At 35.3% G+C, this 18667-nt stretch carries 21 protein-coding genes and 1 pseudogene; 4 read left to right on the top strand and 18 right to left on the bottom strand.

The features are described from left to right. Together A2530_RS04505 and A2530_RS04500 are read right to left on the bottom strand one after the other, a co-directional pair. Positions 1–504, bottom strand: a complete 504-nt coding sequence (locus A2530_RS04505; protein ID WP_294886034.1) for a hypothetical protein — start codon at positions 502–504, stop codon at positions 1–3. Then, positions 492–1637, bottom strand: coding sequence for a succinyldiaminopimelate transaminase (locus A2530_RS04500; RefSeq protein WP_294886033.1), 1146 nt, complete (start codon positions 1635–1637; stop codon positions 492–494). The genes A2530_RS04505 and A2530_RS04500 overlap by 13 nt, the downstream gene beginning before the upstream one ends. A gap of 111 nt (positions 1638–1748) precedes the next feature. Here A2530_RS04500 and A2530_RS04495 point away from each other — a divergent pair, with 111 nt between their 5' ends. After that, entirely contained in the window at positions 1749–2246 is a 498-nt protein-coding gene (locus A2530_RS04495) for a c-type cytochrome (protein ID WP_294886032.1), read from the top strand. Between the two features lie 10 nt (positions 2247–2256). Here A2530_RS04495 and A2530_RS04490 read toward each other — a convergent pair whose 3' ends face one another. After that, positions 2257–3519, bottom strand: a complete 1263-nt coding sequence (locus A2530_RS04490) for an arsenic transporter (protein ID WP_294886030.1) — start codon at positions 3517–3519, stop codon at positions 2257–2259. 240 nt (positions 3520–3759) lie between these two features. Here A2530_RS04490 and A2530_RS04485 point away from each other — a divergent pair, with 240 nt between their 5' ends. The 3 genes and pseudogenes from A2530_RS04485 (at position 3760) to A2530_RS04475 (ending at position 5244) form a co-directional block, all read left to right on the top strand. Beyond that, positions 3760–4083 carry a metalloregulator ArsR/SmtB family transcription factor gene (locus A2530_RS04485; RefSeq protein WP_294886029.1) on the top strand — a complete coding sequence of 108 codons (324 nt, stop codon included), beginning with the start codon at positions 3760–3762 and terminating at the stop codon, positions 4081–4083. Beyond that, a pseudogene (locus tag A2530_RS04480) lies at positions 4080–4478 on the top strand (arsenate reductase ArsC); the annotation flags it as partial. The gene A2530_RS04485 and the pseudogene A2530_RS04480, both read left to right, overlap by 4 nt. A 316-nt stretch (positions 4479–4794) precedes the next feature. Further along, on the top strand, positions 4795–5244 hold the full coding sequence (locus tag A2530_RS04475) for a rhodanese-like domain-containing protein (protein ID WP_294886026.1): 450 nt from the start codon (positions 4795–4797) through the stop codon (positions 5242–5244). Positions 5245–5523: 279 nt separating this feature from the next. Here A2530_RS04475 and A2530_RS04470 read toward each other — a convergent pair whose 3' ends face one another. The 15 genes from A2530_RS04470 to A2530_RS04400 all read right to left on the bottom strand — a co-directional run bounded on the left by A2530_RS04470 (position 5524) and on the right by A2530_RS04400 (position 18661). Beyond that, positions 5524–6213, bottom strand: a complete 690-nt coding sequence (locus A2530_RS04470) for a ThiF family adenylyltransferase (protein ID WP_294886025.1) — start codon at positions 6211–6213, stop codon at positions 5524–5526. Between the two features lie 9 nt (positions 6214–6222). Then, positions 6223–7056: a flagellin gene (locus A2530_RS04465; protein ID WP_294886023.1), complete on the bottom strand. Its 834-nt coding sequence runs from the start codon at positions 7054–7056 to the stop codon at positions 6223–6225. A 40-nt stretch (positions 7057–7096) separates the two neighbouring features. Beyond that, entirely contained in the window at positions 7097–7894 is a 798-nt protein-coding gene (locus A2530_RS04460) for a carbon-nitrogen hydrolase family protein (protein WP_294886021.1), read from the bottom strand. Further along, positions 7894–8085 (bottom strand): exodeoxyribonuclease VII small subunit, encoded by a 192-nt coding sequence (xseB, locus tag A2530_RS04455; RefSeq protein ID WP_294886020.1) that lies wholly within the window; start codon positions 8083–8085, stop codon positions 7894–7896. The genes A2530_RS04460 and xseB overlap by 1 nt, the downstream gene beginning before the upstream one ends. A gap of 14 nt (positions 8086–8099) precedes the next feature. Beyond that, the gene (locus A2530_RS04450) at positions 8100–8537 is read right to left on the bottom strand and encodes a hypothetical protein (protein WP_294886019.1); all 438 of its coding nucleotides are present in this window, start codon (positions 8535–8537) and stop codon (positions 8100–8102) included. After that, the gene (locus A2530_RS04445; protein ID WP_294886017.1) at positions 8534–8971 is read right to left on the bottom strand and encodes a thioredoxin family protein; all 438 of its coding nucleotides are present in this window, start codon (positions 8969–8971) and stop codon (positions 8534–8536) included. Before A2530_RS04445 ends, A2530_RS04450 begins: the two co-directional genes overlap by 4 nt. Before the next feature lie 10 nt (positions 8972–8981). Then, complete coding sequence (locus A2530_RS04440; RefSeq protein ID WP_294886016.1) at positions 8982–10085, bottom strand: homoserine O-acetyltransferase; 1104 nt, start codon at positions 10083–10085, stop codon at positions 8982–8984. A gap of 64 nt (positions 10086–10149) precedes the next feature. Then, the gene (locus tag A2530_RS04435) at positions 10150–11064 is read right to left on the bottom strand and encodes a diguanylate cyclase (protein ID WP_294886014.1); all 915 of its coding nucleotides are present in this window, start codon (positions 11062–11064) and stop codon (positions 10150–10152) included. Then, entirely contained in the window at positions 11052–14171 is a 3120-nt protein-coding gene (locus A2530_RS04430; RefSeq protein ID WP_294886012.1) for an ATP-binding protein, read from the bottom strand. The genes A2530_RS04435 and A2530_RS04430 overlap by 13 nt, the downstream gene beginning before the upstream one ends. Continuing rightward, entirely contained in the window at positions 14171–14989 is an 819-nt protein-coding gene (locus A2530_RS04425; protein ID WP_294886011.1) for a substrate-binding domain-containing protein, read from the bottom strand. Before A2530_RS04425 ends, A2530_RS04430 begins: the two co-directional genes overlap by 1 nt. Then, the gene (locus A2530_RS04420) at positions 14990–15328 is read right to left on the bottom strand and encodes a DsrE family protein (RefSeq protein ID WP_294886009.1); all 339 of its coding nucleotides are present in this window, start codon (positions 15326–15328) and stop codon (positions 14990–14992) included. A gap of 48 nt (positions 15329–15376) precedes the next feature. Beyond that, positions 15377–16642 (bottom strand): O-acetylhomoserine aminocarboxypropyltransferase/cysteine synthase family protein, encoded by a 1266-nt coding sequence (locus tag A2530_RS04415; protein WP_294886008.1) that lies wholly within the window; start codon positions 16640–16642, stop codon positions 15377–15379. Between the two features lie 68 nt (positions 16643–16710). Then, positions 16711–17097 (bottom strand): DUF6858 family protein, encoded by a 387-nt coding sequence (locus A2530_RS04410; protein WP_294886007.1) that lies wholly within the window; start codon positions 17095–17097, stop codon positions 16711–16713. A 4-nt stretch (positions 17098–17101) separates the two neighbouring features. Beyond that, entirely contained in the window at positions 17102–18064 is a 963-nt protein-coding gene (locus A2530_RS04405) for an SLAC1 anion channel family protein (protein ID WP_294886006.1), read from the bottom strand. A 90-nt stretch (positions 18065–18154) separates the two neighbouring features. Beyond that, on the bottom strand, positions 18155–18661 hold the full coding sequence (locus tag A2530_RS04400; RefSeq protein WP_294886005.1) for an RDD family protein: 507 nt from the start codon (positions 18659–18661) through the stop codon (positions 18155–18157). Positions 18662–18667 lie beyond the last annotated feature (6 nt).

Raw genomic sequence — 18667 nt, 5'->3', positions numbered from 1 at the left:
TTACTCCACGTCTATTTGGGAGTTAGTCAGCAATTTCTGTGCCTCTTTGTTAAAACAGCTTATATAAAATGTTCCTGCATTTTGTGTCGCTTCAATATCTGCAATTTTAGAGATAAAATCATCAAGGCAAAGATTCTCTTTTGAAGCAATCCAGTGAAATTTTAGCGCAGACGAGAACTCTTTATCGTTGCTAAGACCGCTTAAAACCTCAAACAAAGCGCTTGCATCCGAGGTCTTACCTGCGCTGTAATGCTCTATCGCATACTCATAAAGTGCTCTAAGTGTTGCAAAATCCTGAACTTCATTCATATCCATAACCCTGTGTGCTTCAAGCGTATCGGTTAGTCTCTCTAGTGCCAAATCAAGTATATTTGCATAAAACCCGCCAAGAGTATCTTCATCAAAAGTATCATGCGCACGTTGCTCCAGTATGTAAAGCGAAGCAATATCCGAATTTTGCTGCGCTTTTAAAACCTCTGCTTTTAACTCTTCTACTTCGCCCATGAGAGAGCCTCCTTGATTCTTTGTAATGCGTTTCTTGTTTTTTCTTGCGTCTCAACCAAAGCAATTCTGATAAAATCTTTGCCCGGATTTATGCCGTCTTTGCCGTCTCTTGCCAAATATTCTCCGGGAAGAACTTTTACGTTATATTTTTCATAAAGTTTTTTTGTAAACTCAAGCGGAGAGGGAACTTTTAACCAGATGTAAAAAGTTGCACTCGGTATTTCTATGCCTAAAATCTCACGCGCCGCTTCAAAGTTTTTTTTATAAACATCCCTTGCAATCGTTACATGTTCTTCATCTCTCCATGCAACCGCAGCCGCACTTTGAAGGGGAAGAGGGGAAGCACAGCCTATGTATGTTCTGTAATTTATATACTCTTTTAAAATATTTTCATCGCCTGCAATAAATCCGCTGCGAAGTCCCGGAGCGGATGAGCGTTTTGAGATAGAGTTTATAACAAGTATATTTTTAAACGAGTCGTTTCCTACATGTAGTGATGCTTCAAGAAGCGAAGGAGTAGGCGCACTTGTATATATCTCACTGTAACACTCGTCGTTTAAGAGTACGAAGTTATGTTTTAGAGCAAGTTTTACCCATACTCCAAGTTCCTCTAGCGTAAGAGTAGAAGTAGTTGGATTATTTGGAAAATTTAAAATGACCAAATCACATGTAGATAGTTTTTCTTCGTCTATCTCAGGTTTGAAACTATTTTCCTCTGTAAGATTTAGATGAATTACTTTTGCTCTTGAAGCTATCGCCGCACCTTCGTATATCTGATAAAAAGGGTTTGTAAAAGCCATAGTCGGCTCTTTTTTGTCAAAAAGAAAAAATTGAGGAAAGTTAAAAAGAACTTCTCTTGTTCCAAACGTAGGAATAATTTGAGAGTCGCTTAGTTCTACGTTAAATCTTTTTGAAACAAACTCTCTCTGGGCTGCTCTTAGAGAATCTTCGCCGGCTGTTTTAGGATATCTTCTTAATAGGCTTGAACTTTTGCATAACTCTTCTTGAATAAATGCAGGAGTTTCAAATTGAGGTTCTCCGATGGTTAATGCCAAAGCTTCGTACTTGCTGTTTGGCACAACATCTTTTAATAGTTCGTTAAGTTTTTCAAATGGATACGGTTCAAAATTCATAGTTTTTATTGCCCTTTATAGTAGTCGCAATTATATCTAAAATCTATAAAGAGCAAATAAATGAATATACTCTATGCTAGAATAGTGTACAACTTACCTAAAGGATAGAGTATGAAAAGTTTGATTTTAGTTGCAGCGGCAGTTTTATTTATAGGATGTACTCAAGATAATAAAGAGTCAAGTACGGCAAATATTGAGAAAAAAGCTCAACCGGAAATTGTCGTAAAACAAGAAGCTCCAAAAGAGACGGCAGCCAAAGAAGAGGTTAAGCTAGAAGTAGCAAAAGAGGAAGTTAAGCAAGAAGTTGTAAATACAGAGTCTGTAAAGGTTGAAGAGGCAAAAGCGGAAGTCGCAATTGCAGAAACTTCAAAATCAGGCGAAACAATTTTTAAAGCATGTGCAGGATGTCACGGTATGAGCGGTGAAAAAGCGGCACTAGGCAAATCTCAAATAATTAGAGGTTGGAGTGCCAAAAAAGTAGCAGAAACGCTAAACGGATATAAAAACGATAGTTACGGCGGAGCTATGAAAGGCGTTATGAAAGGGCAAGTCTCAGGGCTTAGTTCTGAAGATATAAATCTTCTTTCGGAATATATCTCAAAACTATAAGCGTCAAAATTTAGATTAAACCAAGAAGCGCTACAAAGAGTACGGGAGGAGTAATGATGAGTCCTACTTTCATATACTCGCTCCACGAAATTTTCACACCTTTTTTGGCAAGTACATGTAGCCAAAGAAGAGTTGCAAGAGAGCCTATAGGTGTCATTTTAGGTCCAAGATTTGAACCTAAAATATTTGCATAAACAAGAGTCTCATTTCCTATATAACCTACCTTGTCGATTGCTATATCCATAATCATAATGGTTGGCATATTGTTCATAACGGAGCTTATAAAAGCGGATAAAAAACCTGTTCCTATAACGGCAACAGTAGTTCCATAGGTGTTTAACTCATCTATCCATGAAGCAATAATATCTGTAAGACCTGCATTTTTTAGCCCGTAAACTACGACATAAAGACCTATACTAAACCATACTACCTGCCAAGGTGCGGCTTTAATCGTCATAATGGGTTTTACCGCTTTGTAATAGTTTGCAATTGCTAAAAATATCAAAGCGCCGCCGAGCGCAAACACTGAAACAGGCAAATGATAGTAATCGCCTATGAAATAACCGACCATTAAAAGTGCCAGAAAAAACCAGCTGAATTTAAACATAGTTTTGTTTTTTATAACAGATGAAGCTTCGGGAAGCGCTCTGACATCGATTGTAAATGGAATGTCTTTACGAAAGTAAAACCATAAGACCGCGATGGAAGCGGCAATGCTTAGCAGATTCGGTAAAAACATATTTTTAGCATACTCTACAAAACCTATATCAAAATAGCCTACCGTTACAATGTTTGTCAGATTTGAGATAACAAGCGGATTGGACGCACTGTCTCCGATAAAACCGCCCGCCATCAAAAAGGCAAATATCGCTAGCGGCTTCATTTTTAGGTACTTCATCTTTGCAAGGAGTATCGGAGTTAAGATAAGTGCCGCACCGTCATTTGCAAAAAATGCCGCGACTATGGCACCTAGTAGCAGTATATAGACAAACATTTTGTGTCCGTTTCCCCCACTTAGCTTTGCCATTTTTATAGCCGCCCACTCAAAAAAACCGATCTCATCCAAAATCATAGAGAGAATAATTATCCCGATAAAAGCTAAAGTCGCATCCCAAACAATATCTACGACAGCAATAACATCCGAAAAACTTACAACCCCGACAACAAGAGCAACAACTGCTCCCGCAACTGCTGTCGTGCCTATTGGTAAGCCTCGCGGCTGCCAAATTACAAACACTAAAGTAATTAAAAAAACTAACATAGCTAATGCCATATACTACTCCTCATCTTTTTCATGTAAATTTTTATTGTTTTTACTCTTCAAAATATAGTATCTCTTTAATAGGTATATAAGTCCAAAAAAAACAAAGCCTAAAAATGATACGGTCAAAAAAAATGTAAAATCAGAATTCATAATGGAAACTATAGCAGAATTAAATCTAAATATCAACATATCTTGATTTAATAATATTATTTAGCTACAATTTTGCAATTCAACAAAAAGGAGTTCGTTATGGATATCTTTTTAAAAAGTGTTGCCGCACTAAACGACGAAACGAGAGTTCTGATACTGCGCTTTTTGGATGAGCATGGACAAACTTGCGTTTGCGATTTGCAGAACTCTCTTGAGATGATTCAGTCGCGTCTATCTCGCCATCTCAAAATATTAAAAGAGGCTGGATTTCTGCGTGTCGAGAGATGCGGTACTTGGGCGTACTACTCTGTGCGTTGTCCGCTTGACCGCTTTAGAACAGAAGCTCTGCAAGAGATAAGACATCTTGATATCGAAATTCCGAAATTAAAAAAATCATCACAAACGGGAGAGTGTAAATTATGAGTAAAAAAAAGGTACTGGTTTTATGTACGGGAAACAGCTGCAGAAGCATTATAGCGGAGGCTCTTATAAACGCAAAGCTTGATGGCGTAGAAGCAAAGAGCAGCGGAGTAAAAGCAAGCGGAAGAGTAAATCCAAACGCTAAAAAGCTACTGGAAGAAAAAGGAATTTGGAGAGACGAATATCACTCTAAAACGCTAGATACGGTTATAGACGAAGAGTTTGATTTGGTAGTAACCGTGTGTGACCATGCAAACGAGACATGCCCGATGTTCCCTCGCCCTGTAAAAAAGATACATGTAGGCTTTCTTGACCCGGACGGTAAAGGTTATGAGGCATTTCTTGCAACTTACAAAGAGATAGAGGAAGTTCTTCTTCCAAAGGTAAAAGAGGCTCTCTTTGGAATGAAAAAAGTGGTAACTCAGTTAAAGAGCGGTGTAGCAATAAAGTTCAGCGGTGCAGTGCAAAAAGAGAGTGTCGTAAAAATGGTGCAAAACTGCAAAACAGGTACATGTGAGTGCATGAGCGACGATACGAAAAAGAAGATAAAAGATATGCAGGTAAGCGGAGACGACGGAGAAGTGCTGCTTGAACTCAGCGGTGAGGTTAAAAAAGAAGAGATAGAGGCAGCCCTTGCAAAATCAAAAGTAATTAAAAGCAATTGTGAGTGCTAATTGGATTATAGAATTTTCAAAAAAATAGGAGAAAATAAAAATGAAAAAAATAGTACTGATTTTAGCAATGGCGATATTTGCTCTTGGAGCTGATTTGAAGTCAAGAGATTTTGACGAATATTTAAAGAGTTTTAACACTCAAGAGATAAAAAATATGAAAATCAGCTCTACCGATATGCTTGAGCTTATAAAAATGGACGATGCAATTTTGATAGATATTAGATTCAAGCAAGAAGCAGAAGCATGGAGCATTCCTTTTGCCAAAAATATCCCTTTGCAAGAGCTGCCAAATAGACTCGGTGAGTTGCCTCGCGATAAACTTATCATTACCGCATGTCCTCATAACGACAGAGCAAATATGGCTAGAATGTACTTAACAATGAAGGGCTACAACGTAAAATATCTAAATGACGGACTTTTAACAACCGTTGATAAACTAAGAGGCAGTAGCGCTATTGAGTTTATAAGAGAGCTAAAAGAGAATAAATAGAAAAACTATGAGAATTGATAATTGAATAGTTGTTGCAGTAGCGAAAGTATCTCTTTAAGCTTAGGATACATGCAAGAGCAGTTAGACTATTCTAGGTGGCGCCTGATAACTCTGGATATTTATAGATAAGAAATATAGGAGATTATCGCTAGTAATAAATTGTTTTATGATAAAAAAGTATAATAAGAATCTGGTGAAAATCGCATGCAAACATTAAGATTTTTAATAGTTATCGTTGTAGTTGCATTTATTTTAAACAAGACAACTCTCCTTATAACATCAATCTTGCAAGTGTAAAAATGATTTTGGAAGAGAAAATTTTTGAGTTACCAACTCTCCATCAGCGTTAAAAAAAAGGTAGTAAAGGTAATCTTTTTTTACGCTAAACCCTGCTAAATATCTAAGTGCCAGATTTGCTTGAAGTGATGCAATATGCATAACTATCGGAGCAGCAATTCCCTCTGGAGTTTTCGAGCTTATCTTAAAAGCATCTCTAAAAGATGACTCTTCAAAAAAACAAACCTGTCCATGAAATGCTTCTACGCTTCCGTAAATCCAAGGTAATTTTTTGATTTTGCAATACTCATCTATCTCTGCGCGAGTAGGGAGGTTGTCGGTCGCATCTATGATTAAGTCAACCTCTATATTTTTTTTAATAAACTCTTCAAAGTTGCACTCATGAGGAGTCGCTTTTACAAACGGACATCTCTGCTCAATCATCAAAGCATTTAATACAGCTTTGTTTTTTCCTTCATCACCTATTTTAAAAGTAATCTGACGATGAATATTGTGAGTAGAGACTTCGTCAAAATCAACCATGTGAATCTTGCCTATACCACTTGAACCAAGTGCAAAAGCAAGTGAACTGCCAAGTCCACCAGAACCAATAATAGCTATTTTTTTACTCTGGAGCAGATTTTGCGTATCCGCTCCCCACAACTGCACTTGTCTATGAAAATAATCAATCAAAAAAACTACTCACCTAAAAAGATTTAAAACGCTTGACTGTGAAGCATTGGCTTGAGATTGAGCAAATGAGCCGCTTTGAGATAAAATATTTAGCTTAGAAAAGTTTGCACTCTCAGCTGCAAAATCCAAATCTCTCATTTGAGATTCGGCAGAAGCTATATTCACTTGAGTTACAGATGTATTTTTAATGTTAGATATAAGCTGATTTTGAGCTGCACCCAAATCTGCTCTAATCCCGTTTATGCTGTTTATTGCCGAGTCTATCGTGTCTATTGCAGATGATGCTCCTGCTTGTGAGGTAACATCAATTGGAGCGCCTAAAATTGAAGCAGTTTGCGCATCGCCTATTTTGACATTTTGACTTTCACCTGAATTTGCTCCGGTGTGAGTTACAAACGTCCCGTCTCCTGCGCTTCCACCGGTTCCATCAAGCAAGTTGATTCCGTTGTATTTAGTACTTTTTGCTATATCATCGGCTGATGACATTAGCGAGTCTATCTCTTTTTGGATTATCGCTCTGTCGTCTGAGTTTAGCGTGTCGTTTGAAGCTTGAATAGAGAGACGGCGAACATTTTCTAGAATGTCGCCATACTCTTCAAGCGCACCGTCTGCAACTTGTACAAGTCCAATACTGTCATTTGAATTCATGATTGACTGACCCATTGCGGCAACTTGTGCAGAGAATTGATTTGCAATCGATAGTCCTGCCGAATTATACGCAGAACTATTTAACATAGAACCTGAAGCAAGTGCACCTAAACTTTTATTGATTCCGGCAGAATTCATACCCGAGTTTACATTGGCAGTTAAAGCACTAATATTACTGTTGATTTTAAAGCTCATAGCGTACTCCTTTTGTATCTTATTTGAAACTATTATAGCACTAAAATAGTTCTCTTTTACTTATTGTATCTTTAAATCCCCAAGACTTTCTGGCACGGATAATTTCACTATGATTCATATCTACAATCATAAGTTCTTCTTTATTGCCGAGATGTTCTAAAAGTTCGCCGTTTGGAGAAGCCAAAAGCGAGTCGCCGTAAAAACTCCAGTTTTTATTTGCATCTGCATATTCACCGATTCTATTAGCTCTTAATATATAGCAGTTGTGTGTAAATGCACGTGAGAGTACAAGAGCTTTCCATCTCTCGTAAGAGTCAAAAGTAGATACGCTAGGAAGTAAAATACAGTCGATATTTTTTGAGCTTAGATTATTAAACATTTCGTCAAAATGAATTTCAAATCCGCTCATTACCGCAAATTTAAATCCGTCAATTTTAAATATTAGAGGCAGCTCAATTTTTTTTTGTTCATTTGCAAAAAACTTTTCTTCATTCCAATGAGGATAGTTGATAAGGAGCTGTTGTTGATAATATGAGGACGAATTAGGAGCAAATTTGGCAATAGTTTTATATATCTTGCCTTTTTTTACTATGACCAAAGGTGCTATTATGGTTATTTTGTAGCTAGATGCCAACTCTTTTAACACCTTTATCTGATGCTGGGCTTGTTCTTTTATCATACTTACGGAGAGAGTTTGAAGCTCTTTAAAAAAAGGATTTAATATATATTCGCCAAGAAGTAAAACTTTAACACCTTGCTTATTTGCAATACGGATATAGTTATAGAGTTTTGTTGAACTCATCCCTTGCGCACTTAGTTGAAGTACTGCGGCGCGCACTATTTACCTTTTATTTCGGTAATTTTAACTTGTGCTTCTTCAAGTATCTTTTGCGCTTTTGCCAATTCGCCCATACCTTTTTCATAAGCTTTTACGCTATCTGAGAGAGTTATTTCAGGGTTCATAAGCGCCTCTAAAATTTTTTTTGCACTCTCAAGTTTTGATTCAAAATCTTCACTCTCTTTAGCCATTTTGTCTCCTTTTATTATTGGTTATCGTCTTTATGAGCATTTATAAATTTATCAAGCATAGCATTAATTATCTCAATCGTATCTTCGTAAGGGCTGCTTGTCTCTATGAGTTCACTTTTAAAATAGGTAACTGCATAGGTTTTAATATTGCCTTTGCGATGAGTAGTTACCTCTTCAGAGAGTCTTAGTTCTATATTTACGACTTGAGTATCATGTACTTCTTTTGAGCTGATTTTTACTACCAATGTTATCGGGTCAACTTCTCCAAATATAAAGCCACTCTCTTGAAGTTTTGTTTTAATAATTTTTTCTATTTCACTCTTCTCTTCATTTCCTAAAAACGTTGTTTTGTTTGCTAAATATATATTTAGATTTTTTACACCATCAAGTGTGTAAAATGATTCTGAAAACAGCGTATTTACAAATAGAAAAAGAAATAGTACGGTTCTCATAGTTTGTCATTTTGTTTAAAAATTTCAAGAGCTTCTTTTAGATTTAAGAGATATTCATCTTTTTTTCTATAAGCAACAACTTCATATATGCTCTTTTGTGTTTTTGGGTCAATAAAATATACGGCAGGTATCATAACAGCGGCAAACTCTTGTGGGTAGTTCCCTTTGTCGCTATTTTTATCAATTGCTACTGCTATAAAATCTCTATTTACCGCCTCTTTAACTAAAGGGTTTTCTAAAACTTTTCTCTCAAACTTTTTACACCAAGGACAGTAGTCGGAAACAACAAGAAGCATAATAAGTTTTTGTTCTTTTTTTGCACTCTCAAGCGCCATATTGTAGCTTCTTAAGTAGCCGACTCCATTTGCAAACTCATCAATTTGTGCACTGTATAAAAAAGAGAGTAGTACAAATAAAAGTATAAAAGGTTTCATAAGGCTTCAATTAACCTAAAATTTCAGATATATATTTTTCAAACTTATCCACTTCAACTAAAAATGCATCATGTCCGTAATCGCTCTGTATATCAACATAGCTATGATTTTTATTGCCAATTTGAGTTAGTGCGTCACTTATCTCTTTCATCTCGGAATTCTTAAATAGTTGGTCGTTACTAAAACTAATAAGATGAAGCTCTGCAGTAACTTTTTGTAAAGCTTCGCTTAATGAGTCAAACCCGCGTGATAAATCATAAATATTTATTGCTTTTGTGATGTAGAGATAAGAAAGCGGGTCAAACCATTTTGTAAAGTTATAACCGTTATACTCTAAAAATAGTTCAACTTGAAATTTGCCAAATAGTTCATAAAGTCCGTCGGTACTTTTGTACTCTCTGCCAAACTTATTTTTCATAGACTCTTGTGAGAGAAAACTGATATGTCCTGCCATTCTGCCTACCGCCATGCCTGAGAGACCGTTTTTTTTAATATCTTCAATCTCATAGTATCCCTGCTTAAAATCTGGGTCTTTTAGTATTGCTTCGCCTGCAATTTTATTAAAAGCGATAGCCCATGGTTGGGTTGCATGTGTTGTTGCAAGAGAGATGATTTTTGATGCAAAGTTAGGATAACCAATTGCAAAGGCAAGTGCCTGCATACCGCCCATAGAGCCGCCGATAATAGCATGTACGTTATGAATATTGAGCCTGTCAAAAAGGATTCTTTGGGCTTTTACCATATCTTTTATAGTAATTACCGGAAATTTGTAACGGTAAGGGTTATGATGCGGATGTTGCGGACTCATAGGTCCTGTTGAGCCAAAACAGCTGCCAAGAACATTGGTGCAGATTACAAAATATTTGTCGGTATCAACTGCTTTGCCGCTGCCGATAAGGTTGTCCCACCAGCCTGGTTTTTTGTCATTTTCATAAGTTCCCGCACAATGATGAGAACCGGTAAGTGCATGACAGATAACAATAACATTGCTTTTGTCATCGTTAAGCTCGCCGTAAGTCTCGTAAGTTATATCATACGGTTCTAAAATACGTCCGCTTTCCAAATAGAGCGGGTTTGTAAAATGTTCGGTATATGTTTTTAAGTTTAATGACAAATTTTAGGCTCTTTGTTGAAAATAGTAGTGCTATTTTAGCGAAAATCTCTTAAGCAGAGATGTTTTAACGCAAGACATATCTGTTTTTTCCTGCTTTTTTTGCTTCATATAGCATATCATCCGCCTCTTTTAGAAGTTGATTTTTTGGTTTGTTTTCTTCAATATCTTTGAAAGAGAGACCGATACTTATAGATAAATAATCACTCACGCTTGAGTATTCATGTGGAATTTTTAGTTTTTGAACTGAGTCAATAAGAGATTGTGTAACTTTTTTAAGACCATCTTTATCTATATTTTTTAAGATGATTACAAACTCTTCTCCGCCATACCTAGCGACCATATCGAATGGTCTTTTAAGGTTTTTTTGCAGTGTTAGGGCTACTTTAGTAAGAGCGCTGTCTCCCTTTCCATGCCCATACTTGTCGTTATAGAGTTTGAAGAAGTCTATATCTATCATCATGAGAGCAAATGACATTTTATCTCTGATGGACTCTCTATATTTGATTTCAAATTTTTCATTGAAGTATCTTCTATTTGGTATATGTGTAAGTGCATCACACATGGAGAGCTCCTCAAGCATGTTGCTTTTTAGTTTCAAGCTTATATGATTTTTTACTCTTATTTTTACAACAGACGGATTAAAAGGTTTTTTTATGTAATCGACTGCTCCAAGATTAAGCCCATACTCTTCGTCTCTCTCTGAATCATTGCTTGTTACAAAAATAATAGGAATATCTTGTGTCGCCATATTACTTTTAAGAATTTTACAAACTTCATATCCATCCATATCTGGCATAATAACATCAAGAAGAATAAGATCCGGTTTTTCATATCCTTGACATATTTCAAGTGTTTTTTTGGCATTTTTTGCTATTTTTATATCATATTCATCTTTTAGCAGGTTAGATAATAACTCTATGTTGGCAATCATATCATCTACGATTAAGACACTTGCTCTTTTGCTTTTTAGAATTTCCATCTACTCATAATCTCCAATGCTTTATCATATTCAAATGCTTCTATCTCTTTTTCCCACTTTGTCAATTCACTTGCATTCACTAGTGTGCTCAAATTTTTCAAAAGAGAATTTATTTTTTTGGATTCTATCATATTTGATTTTGAAATTCTTTGTTTGATGTCATAAAAGAGTTTTTTTGTCTCCTCATAAGGTAGTTTTTCAAATAAGGCATCGCTCTGCTTGTTCAAAAGAATTTCTTGAATTCTCTCTATAGTACTCTGCAAGGCAACGTTTAATTGTTCCATGTCACCTTTTGTTATTTTTTGTCCTTTTTTATATTTTGTATCTATATTTTTGCAGATTTCATAGAGCAGATTTGCTCTTAAGTTACCGCTTAAACCTTTAAGTGTATGAATAAGAGATGGAGCTCTGCCGTCTTCTTTTGATAGAAGAAGTGCTACATCTTTAAATTCACTTCTAATCTCTTGTAAGAACTTTTTTAGGAGTTTATTTATTAACTCTTCTGAGCTGAAATTTTTTTCCAAATATTCTATATCAAGAATTTCAGCTCTGTTTCTTGGTATTTGTGCAATTCCTTGCATTGCAAAATCAACTTTGCAAAATTTTGCAATCGTCTTGTAAAGTTTACTCATATCTATTGGTTTGCTTAAATGGTCATTCATGCCTGCGTCCGTTGCTTTTTGTTTATCTTCTATCATAGCTGCCGCCGTAAGTGCTATGATAGGTATCTTTTTGTCATGCTCTCTAATGAGCTTTGCCGCTTTATAACCGCTCATGACAGGCATTTGCAAATCCATGAGAATCAAGTCATAACAAGAAGGATTTTCAAAATATTTCTCAACGGCTTCTTGCCCGTTATTTGCTATGTCAACCTCTATTGCTACACGCTTTAGCATCATAGATGCCACTTCTTGATTTATAAGATTGTCTTCAACAAGCAGTGCTTTAATACCACCGAAATTTGGAAGTTTTTTTATCTCTTTTTGTGTAATTGTATCAAAATCAAGCTTCTCCCAAAATGCTACTTCAAATTCTAAGTCAAAGCTAAATGTGCTTCCTGCACCCTCTTGACTCTTAGCGCTTAATTCGCCATGCATGGTTTCTATAATCTTTTTAGATATGGTTAGTCCAAGCCCTGTTCCACCGTATTTTCGAGTAGTAGATGTATCTGCTTGCGTGAAAGGAGTAAAAAGTTTTTTGAGCTGTTCTTCATTGATGCCGATTCCCGTATCACTTACGCAAAAGGAGATGACAGCTCTTTTGTCATCAAGTTTTTCTTTGAGTTTTATATCAAGCGATACTTCTCCCTCATGAGTAAATTTGATTGCATTGCTTATAAGATTGGAGAGAACCTGTGTAATTCTAAGTTCATCCCCTACAACTAGAATAGGTACATCATCTTTTATTTCACAATGAGTACTAAGAGATTTTTTTATAGCACTCTCTAAAAACATAAATTTAAGTTGTTCCATAACATCTTCTAATCTAAAATTTTTATGCTCTAGCTCAAGTTTTCCGGCTTCTATTTTAGAGTAATCAAGTACATCGTTTATGGTTCCTAAAAGTATTTTTGATGAGCTGTTAACTTTAAGGAGAAGATTTTTTTGTCTATCGTCAAGTTTTGTATCAAATAGCAACTCGCTCAAGCCTATTATGGCGTTCATGGGCGTTCTTATCTCATGACTCATATTTGCCAAAAATTGACTTTTGGCTTTATTGGCAAGTTCTGCCTTTTCTTTAGCCTCTTTTATGGCAAGTTCTGCCTCTTTGAGTCCTGTTTGATCAAACATATAGCCTCTTATAGAGGACAGACTATTTTTTTCGTCTCTTACAAAATGTGTAAAATCATAGAACCATCTATAGTCGCCGTTTATTAATCTTAAGCGGTACGATTGCTCGAAGTTGTTTATATTATTTTGTGTGTTGTAGGTAACTTCTTTAGAAATTCTATCTATGTCCTCGGGATGGATAAGGTCTGCATATAAAAATTTCTCACTTTGCATCTCATCTTTTGAATAACCAAGAATGTCTAAGCAGTTTGAAGAAATATATTTAATAGGCCAGTTTTGTGATGCTTCCCATTCTAAAGTCATTACAGGACCGCTTGAAAAAAGTTCTCTCTCTTGCTCAAGAGCGTGTAAAATTATTTTCTTTTCTGTAATATCTCTAAATACGACAATGGCTCCCCCATCGATTGTCGGAGCTACCGTTAGATTGACGGCAAAAAAAGTGCCGTCTTTTTTTATAAAATTTTCTTCAAGCTCTTTGATTTGCCTATCTTTTATGGTTAAATAGATGGGACACTCTTCATGCGAGTAAACACTGTTGTCTAGTTTATGGTGATGAAAAAGATCATGTTGATGGGTGCTTAGAATTTCCTCTTTTGTAAACCCGAGTAGATTAACGGCGCTTTGATTTACAAAAGTACACATTCCATTTTTGTCAACACCGTAAACACCGTCTCCTATGGCATCTATCATGGTTGCACGCTGTGTAACGGATTCATGCTCTTTTAGCGCTATCTTTGATTCAGTTTCTTGAATATGTCTATAGGATTTTATAATATATAGGATATTTCCAAATATAAGAAAAATAAAAATCAAGCTAAAAACTAAAAGAATTAATATAACCTCTTTTTCCAATTCATTTTCACTATCATCTAAATTAGCCAGCAACTCTGCTATCATTTTTTGAAGTAATGTATATTTTTCAAACGATATCGTATCAATCTCCTGTGCATCATTTAATCTTTTTTCAAGTGAAAGTGATGTCGAAATGACGGCATTTTTAAAAAAATCTATATAAACTGCTTTTAACTCTTGGGTTTGAAATTCGTGATGAATTAAATAATCAAGTGTATATATAGCTTTTTTTGAAGAGATTGCCGCTGCTGCTAAATATTTATCATCATTCATGTGAGCACTTCTATAAAGATATGATGCGACTAGGATTACCTCTTTGTCAAATTTATTTACCTGATTTCTATGCAGTAAAATATCTTTGCTTACCTTATTTTCAAAATTGTAGGCAACAAAGAGAGCTGTAAAAGAGACAACCAATACAAATAGATTTGAGATTACAATTTTTTTGCTTAAAGATGTTTTCACTATTTTGCTCTTAAAAAAAGATTTTCTTCAACACTATTTTGAGCATACTCTTCAAGCATCCATTCAGCGAACTTTGCTGCTTGTTTATTGCTTTTTAAAAAAACTAAATTCAGCTCTCTTTTAATAGGATAACTTTGATTTTGGATATTCTCTCTTGATGGTTTTACCCCATCAAGTTCCAAAATTTTTATAGGCAGACCATGTTTTTTTATAGCATTAACAGATCCTAAAGATATATAGCCGATACTATTTGGAATTCCGGCTACCCAAACCATCATGTCGTTATTTGCTCCGGCCTCCCACGCCGAGGTGTCTATCATCTTTGATTTATCGCTGTTTTTTGGATTTTGTGGATGAAAAAGCCCAGTATAGTGTTCAAAGATATTGAGTGTTCCACGGTCTATTCTTTTTGAGAGTAGATGAATTTTTTCATCTTTAGTGTTAAATTTTTTCCAGTTTTTAACCTCTGCCGTATATATCTCTATCAAATCTTTTTTTGATATATTTTGGAGTGGATTGTCGCTGTTGACTAAAAAAGCCAAAGTGTCGTAGCCAATTGTTATATAGGAGAGAGCATTTTTTTCTTGGTTAGTTAAATCTCTGCTTACCATGCCAATTTCTATTTTATTTGATATGAGATAGTCAACTGCATGTTGACTTCCGCCGCCGGATATATTTAGCGTAATACCGCTCTCTTGTTTATACTTTTTGGCAACTTTTTCAATAATAGGCTGTATGGTCGTAGAACCGACACACTTTAACACCGTTTCGCCAAATGCAAAACTAAAGGGCAGTAAAAAAAATAGTAGATATTGCATCTAAAAAGTAATAACTTTATAGTCGCTTTGAAGAGCATTTGTGAGCATCTCGCCTGTGTGAATCGGTTCAACTCCAAGTGCGCTTAATTGTTCAGATACACCGTAATCATCACTGCAAACAACGCATACATTGAACTTTACGCCGGTACTCATGACCGTTCTTACTTTATCCTGAAGTTCTATATTTTCGGCTAATAGCTTTGCCGAAGGCCCCCAAACCATGATAGTCGCTTCGTCCCAGTAGCCTCGCGGCAGCATTACCGAGCCGTACAGAAGTATAAGTTTTTTTGCTACCTCTTCTTCAGAGCTTGACCATACGATTAGAAGTTTGTTTTTCATAAAATAAACCTTATATTTTAATTTTATTGTAAAATAATTAAGCTTAAATTATGATTCTAATGCCTGCTTCATATCCTCTATCAGATCTTTTGCGCTTTCGAGACCGCAAGATATTCTGATAAGACCTGAAGGTACACCGCATGCTTTTAATTCATCTTCATTTAACTGCTGATGAGTCGTTGAAGCTGGATGTGTTATGATTGATTTTGAATCTCCTATATTTACTACAAGAGAGTAAATCTTAGTCGCATTTACTATTTTTACCGCTTCTTCTAAACTTCCTACTTCAAAACTAAGTAGTCCGCTGCATAAGCCGTCTTCAAAATATTTTTGAGCATTTTTATAGTTTATATTGCTTTTTAACCCAGGATAGTTTACTTTTTTAACACTAGGATGGGATTCTAAAAACTCTGCAAGAGCTAATGCATTTTTTGAGTGCTCTCTCATGCGAAGAGAGAGAGTCTCTATCCCTTGTATAAAAAGCCATGAATTAAATGGAGACACAACAGCACCCAAGTCGCGAAGTAGTGAAAGACGTGTACGAAGAGTAAACGGAGGCAAAGGCACATCTACATAAACTAAACCATGGTAAGATACATCAGGTTCATTGAAATGTGCGTAGCGAGGATTTGCACGAAGTTTTTCAACTAAATCATTTCTCTCTACTAAAATACCGCCTATTGCCAAACCCTGACCGGTAGTATATTTACTAGCACTGTGAACCGTTACATCTGCCCCAAATTCAAAAGGACGACATATTGCAGGAGTAGCCACCGTGTTATCAACCACTGTTAAGATACCGTGTTTATTTGCAATTTTTGTAATTGCTTCTATATCTGCTACATCTATGCTTGGGTTTGTTAAAGATTCAAAAAATATAACTTTTGTTTTATCGTCTATCAAACTCTCTAGTGCGTTCATATCATGAACATCAAAATATCTAGCTTCAATACCGAATCTTTTGAGTGTGTGAGTATTTAGAGTTAAACTACCGCCGTATAACTGTTTGGCACATAGTATATTATCGCCAGCAGCAGCAGCGTTTGCAATAGCGTAAAATATAGCACTCATACCGCTTGAAGTAGCAATTGCCGCCGCACCTCCCTCAAGAGATGCAAATCTTTTTTCAAATACGTCTGTAGTTGGATTATTTAAACGTGTATAAATAAAGCCGAGCTCTTTTAGGGCAAATAGATTTGCTGCATGTTGGGCATCTCTAAATTCATAAGCCGTTGTTTGATAAATAGGAACCGCCATTGCTCCACTTGAATCTTTGTCATAGCCTACATGTAGTGCTTTAGTTTGTAAATCCATTTATGTTACCTCATATTAATAATTTTTATAACATTTTAGCAAAAAGATGGTTTATAAATAAGTTTAATTTATATTTTTAAACTCTTTGCCCAGTTTTGCATTACGGCATGAAGTTCTTCTTTTGGTGCTTCCATAAAGTCAATTACAATTTTATCTTCAAATTCGCAGATACCAATGCTTCTTGGTCTAACGGCCAAAATTTTCGTGTTTGGAATTGCCTGTCCGAAACAAAACACTACATTTTGAGCATCTATTAAACCTTCCATAATTGGACCGTTTAAACTTTTTGTATGAGAGTAGTGATCAAAAACTGCTATAAACTTAGCAATAGGGTGCGCTTCAATTTTTTGCTTAAAATACTCAACAGCCTCTTTTGCATTTGAGACACTAATCTCATCTTTTAATAACTCTAAACTAAATACCGGATACTTTTCCATAAAAACTGTTTTTTTCACTCTTTTATTCCTGAATACAAATTTCTTCTTTTTTTATATGTAGTATTGTCTGATAAGCGACAATAGATACGATAATAGTCACGGTAGCTATCATGATATATGAGAAAATAAGTAAAAATATATCGTTACTCTGTTTATACATAAGCATGGTGCTGATTGACATTGCCGCTAACGGAAACACAAATGCCCACCACGAGATAAAAAACTTTATTTTTATGAAGTTTTTGTACATGAAAGTGACCAAAAGAGTAAAAAATAGAGCTAAATTAAATAGTATTATTGCAAAGGTATCTATTACTCCAAACATTTTAAAATAAGCTATAAAGCCCACGGCAGGAGGAGCGATAAGAATAAAAAGTGTGGGCATAAATTTAACTGCCATTTGATTGTGAAAAATAATTCTATTAATAATAACCGAAAATAGAATAATCCAAAAAAATATCCCAACGCTAAAAAAGTATGTAAGAACACCTAAGCTTGAAAAACCTATACCGCCCACAGGCACTAACACGTTACCGACTATTGGTATGAACCATGCAGGATTTGAGTGGTCTAGTTGTTGATTTTGATTTATCCAAAATGAGATAGTATGCATTGTAAGATAAAAATGAAGCAGTGTTCCAGGATACCAAAATGTAGCACTTATAATAGGGAAGCTCTCTTTGTAGATTATAGATAACATCAGCATAGAGATAGATATAGCTGCAAAAAAGTTTATCCTCACAGGGTGAGAAAACTCATTTTTAACAGCTATCTTATATTTAATGAACTTTTTTATGTACATGTAAGAGATAAATATAAATATGATTGTTGTCAAATACATCAAAACTTCCCCGATTATATGAGGAAAGTTTAACCATAAAGAGGCTTTTTGATAAGTAATTGTAAGTCCGCCTAGTCCCATTACAACTGCATACATCATAATCGGAAAAAACTTTAATCTATTATTTTCTTCTGATATCTCCATTTTGACCCTTTTTACTACTATTATTATTAATTATAATTTTAATAAATTTTACTATTTTTTGTAAATAAAGTCAATAATGTTTTTGTATTATTAATCGTTGTATATTACGGCAGTATTTGCCAATAAATCATGAAGGGCTCTTTTGTCATCTCTAAAAGCAACCATTAAAAAGCCGATTAGAAATGCGAATGTAGAAGCGATATAGCCAAAAGAGCGAGTTATTGCTTGTTTGTTGTCAATATCTTGAAAGGTTTTTGCATCGACTATCTTTATATGAACAAATTTTTTGCCCGGAGTTGCACCTCGCCATTTTTTCCAAAAAAGCATGGTTATAATCAAAACCGATATTTCAAAAAGAAGTTCCCATTGTAAAGAAGTTTTTGGTTGATATGCTAATGCCATTTGGGCATTTCCGCTCATTGCATAAGCAACGTTATCTTGATAGATGCTAATATCAAACCAGTTGCCATCACTTAAAAAGTAGATAACAACGGCTATTGGAAGAGCTAAAAAAAGAGTGTCTAAAAATGAAGCGATAAAGCGAATCCAAAATCCGGCGTATCTTACCTCTCTAATATCCATTTCATTTTTTGACATGTAAGA

It is taken from the genome of Sulfurimonas sp. RIFOXYD2_FULL_34_21 (genome assembly GCF_001830805.1).
Lineage (GTDB): Bacteria > Campylobacterota > Campylobacteria > Campylobacterales > Sulfurimonadaceae > Sulfurimonas.
Note: the sequence above shows the minus strand (reverse complement) of the source record. Positions and strands in the feature narration are given on the sequence as shown.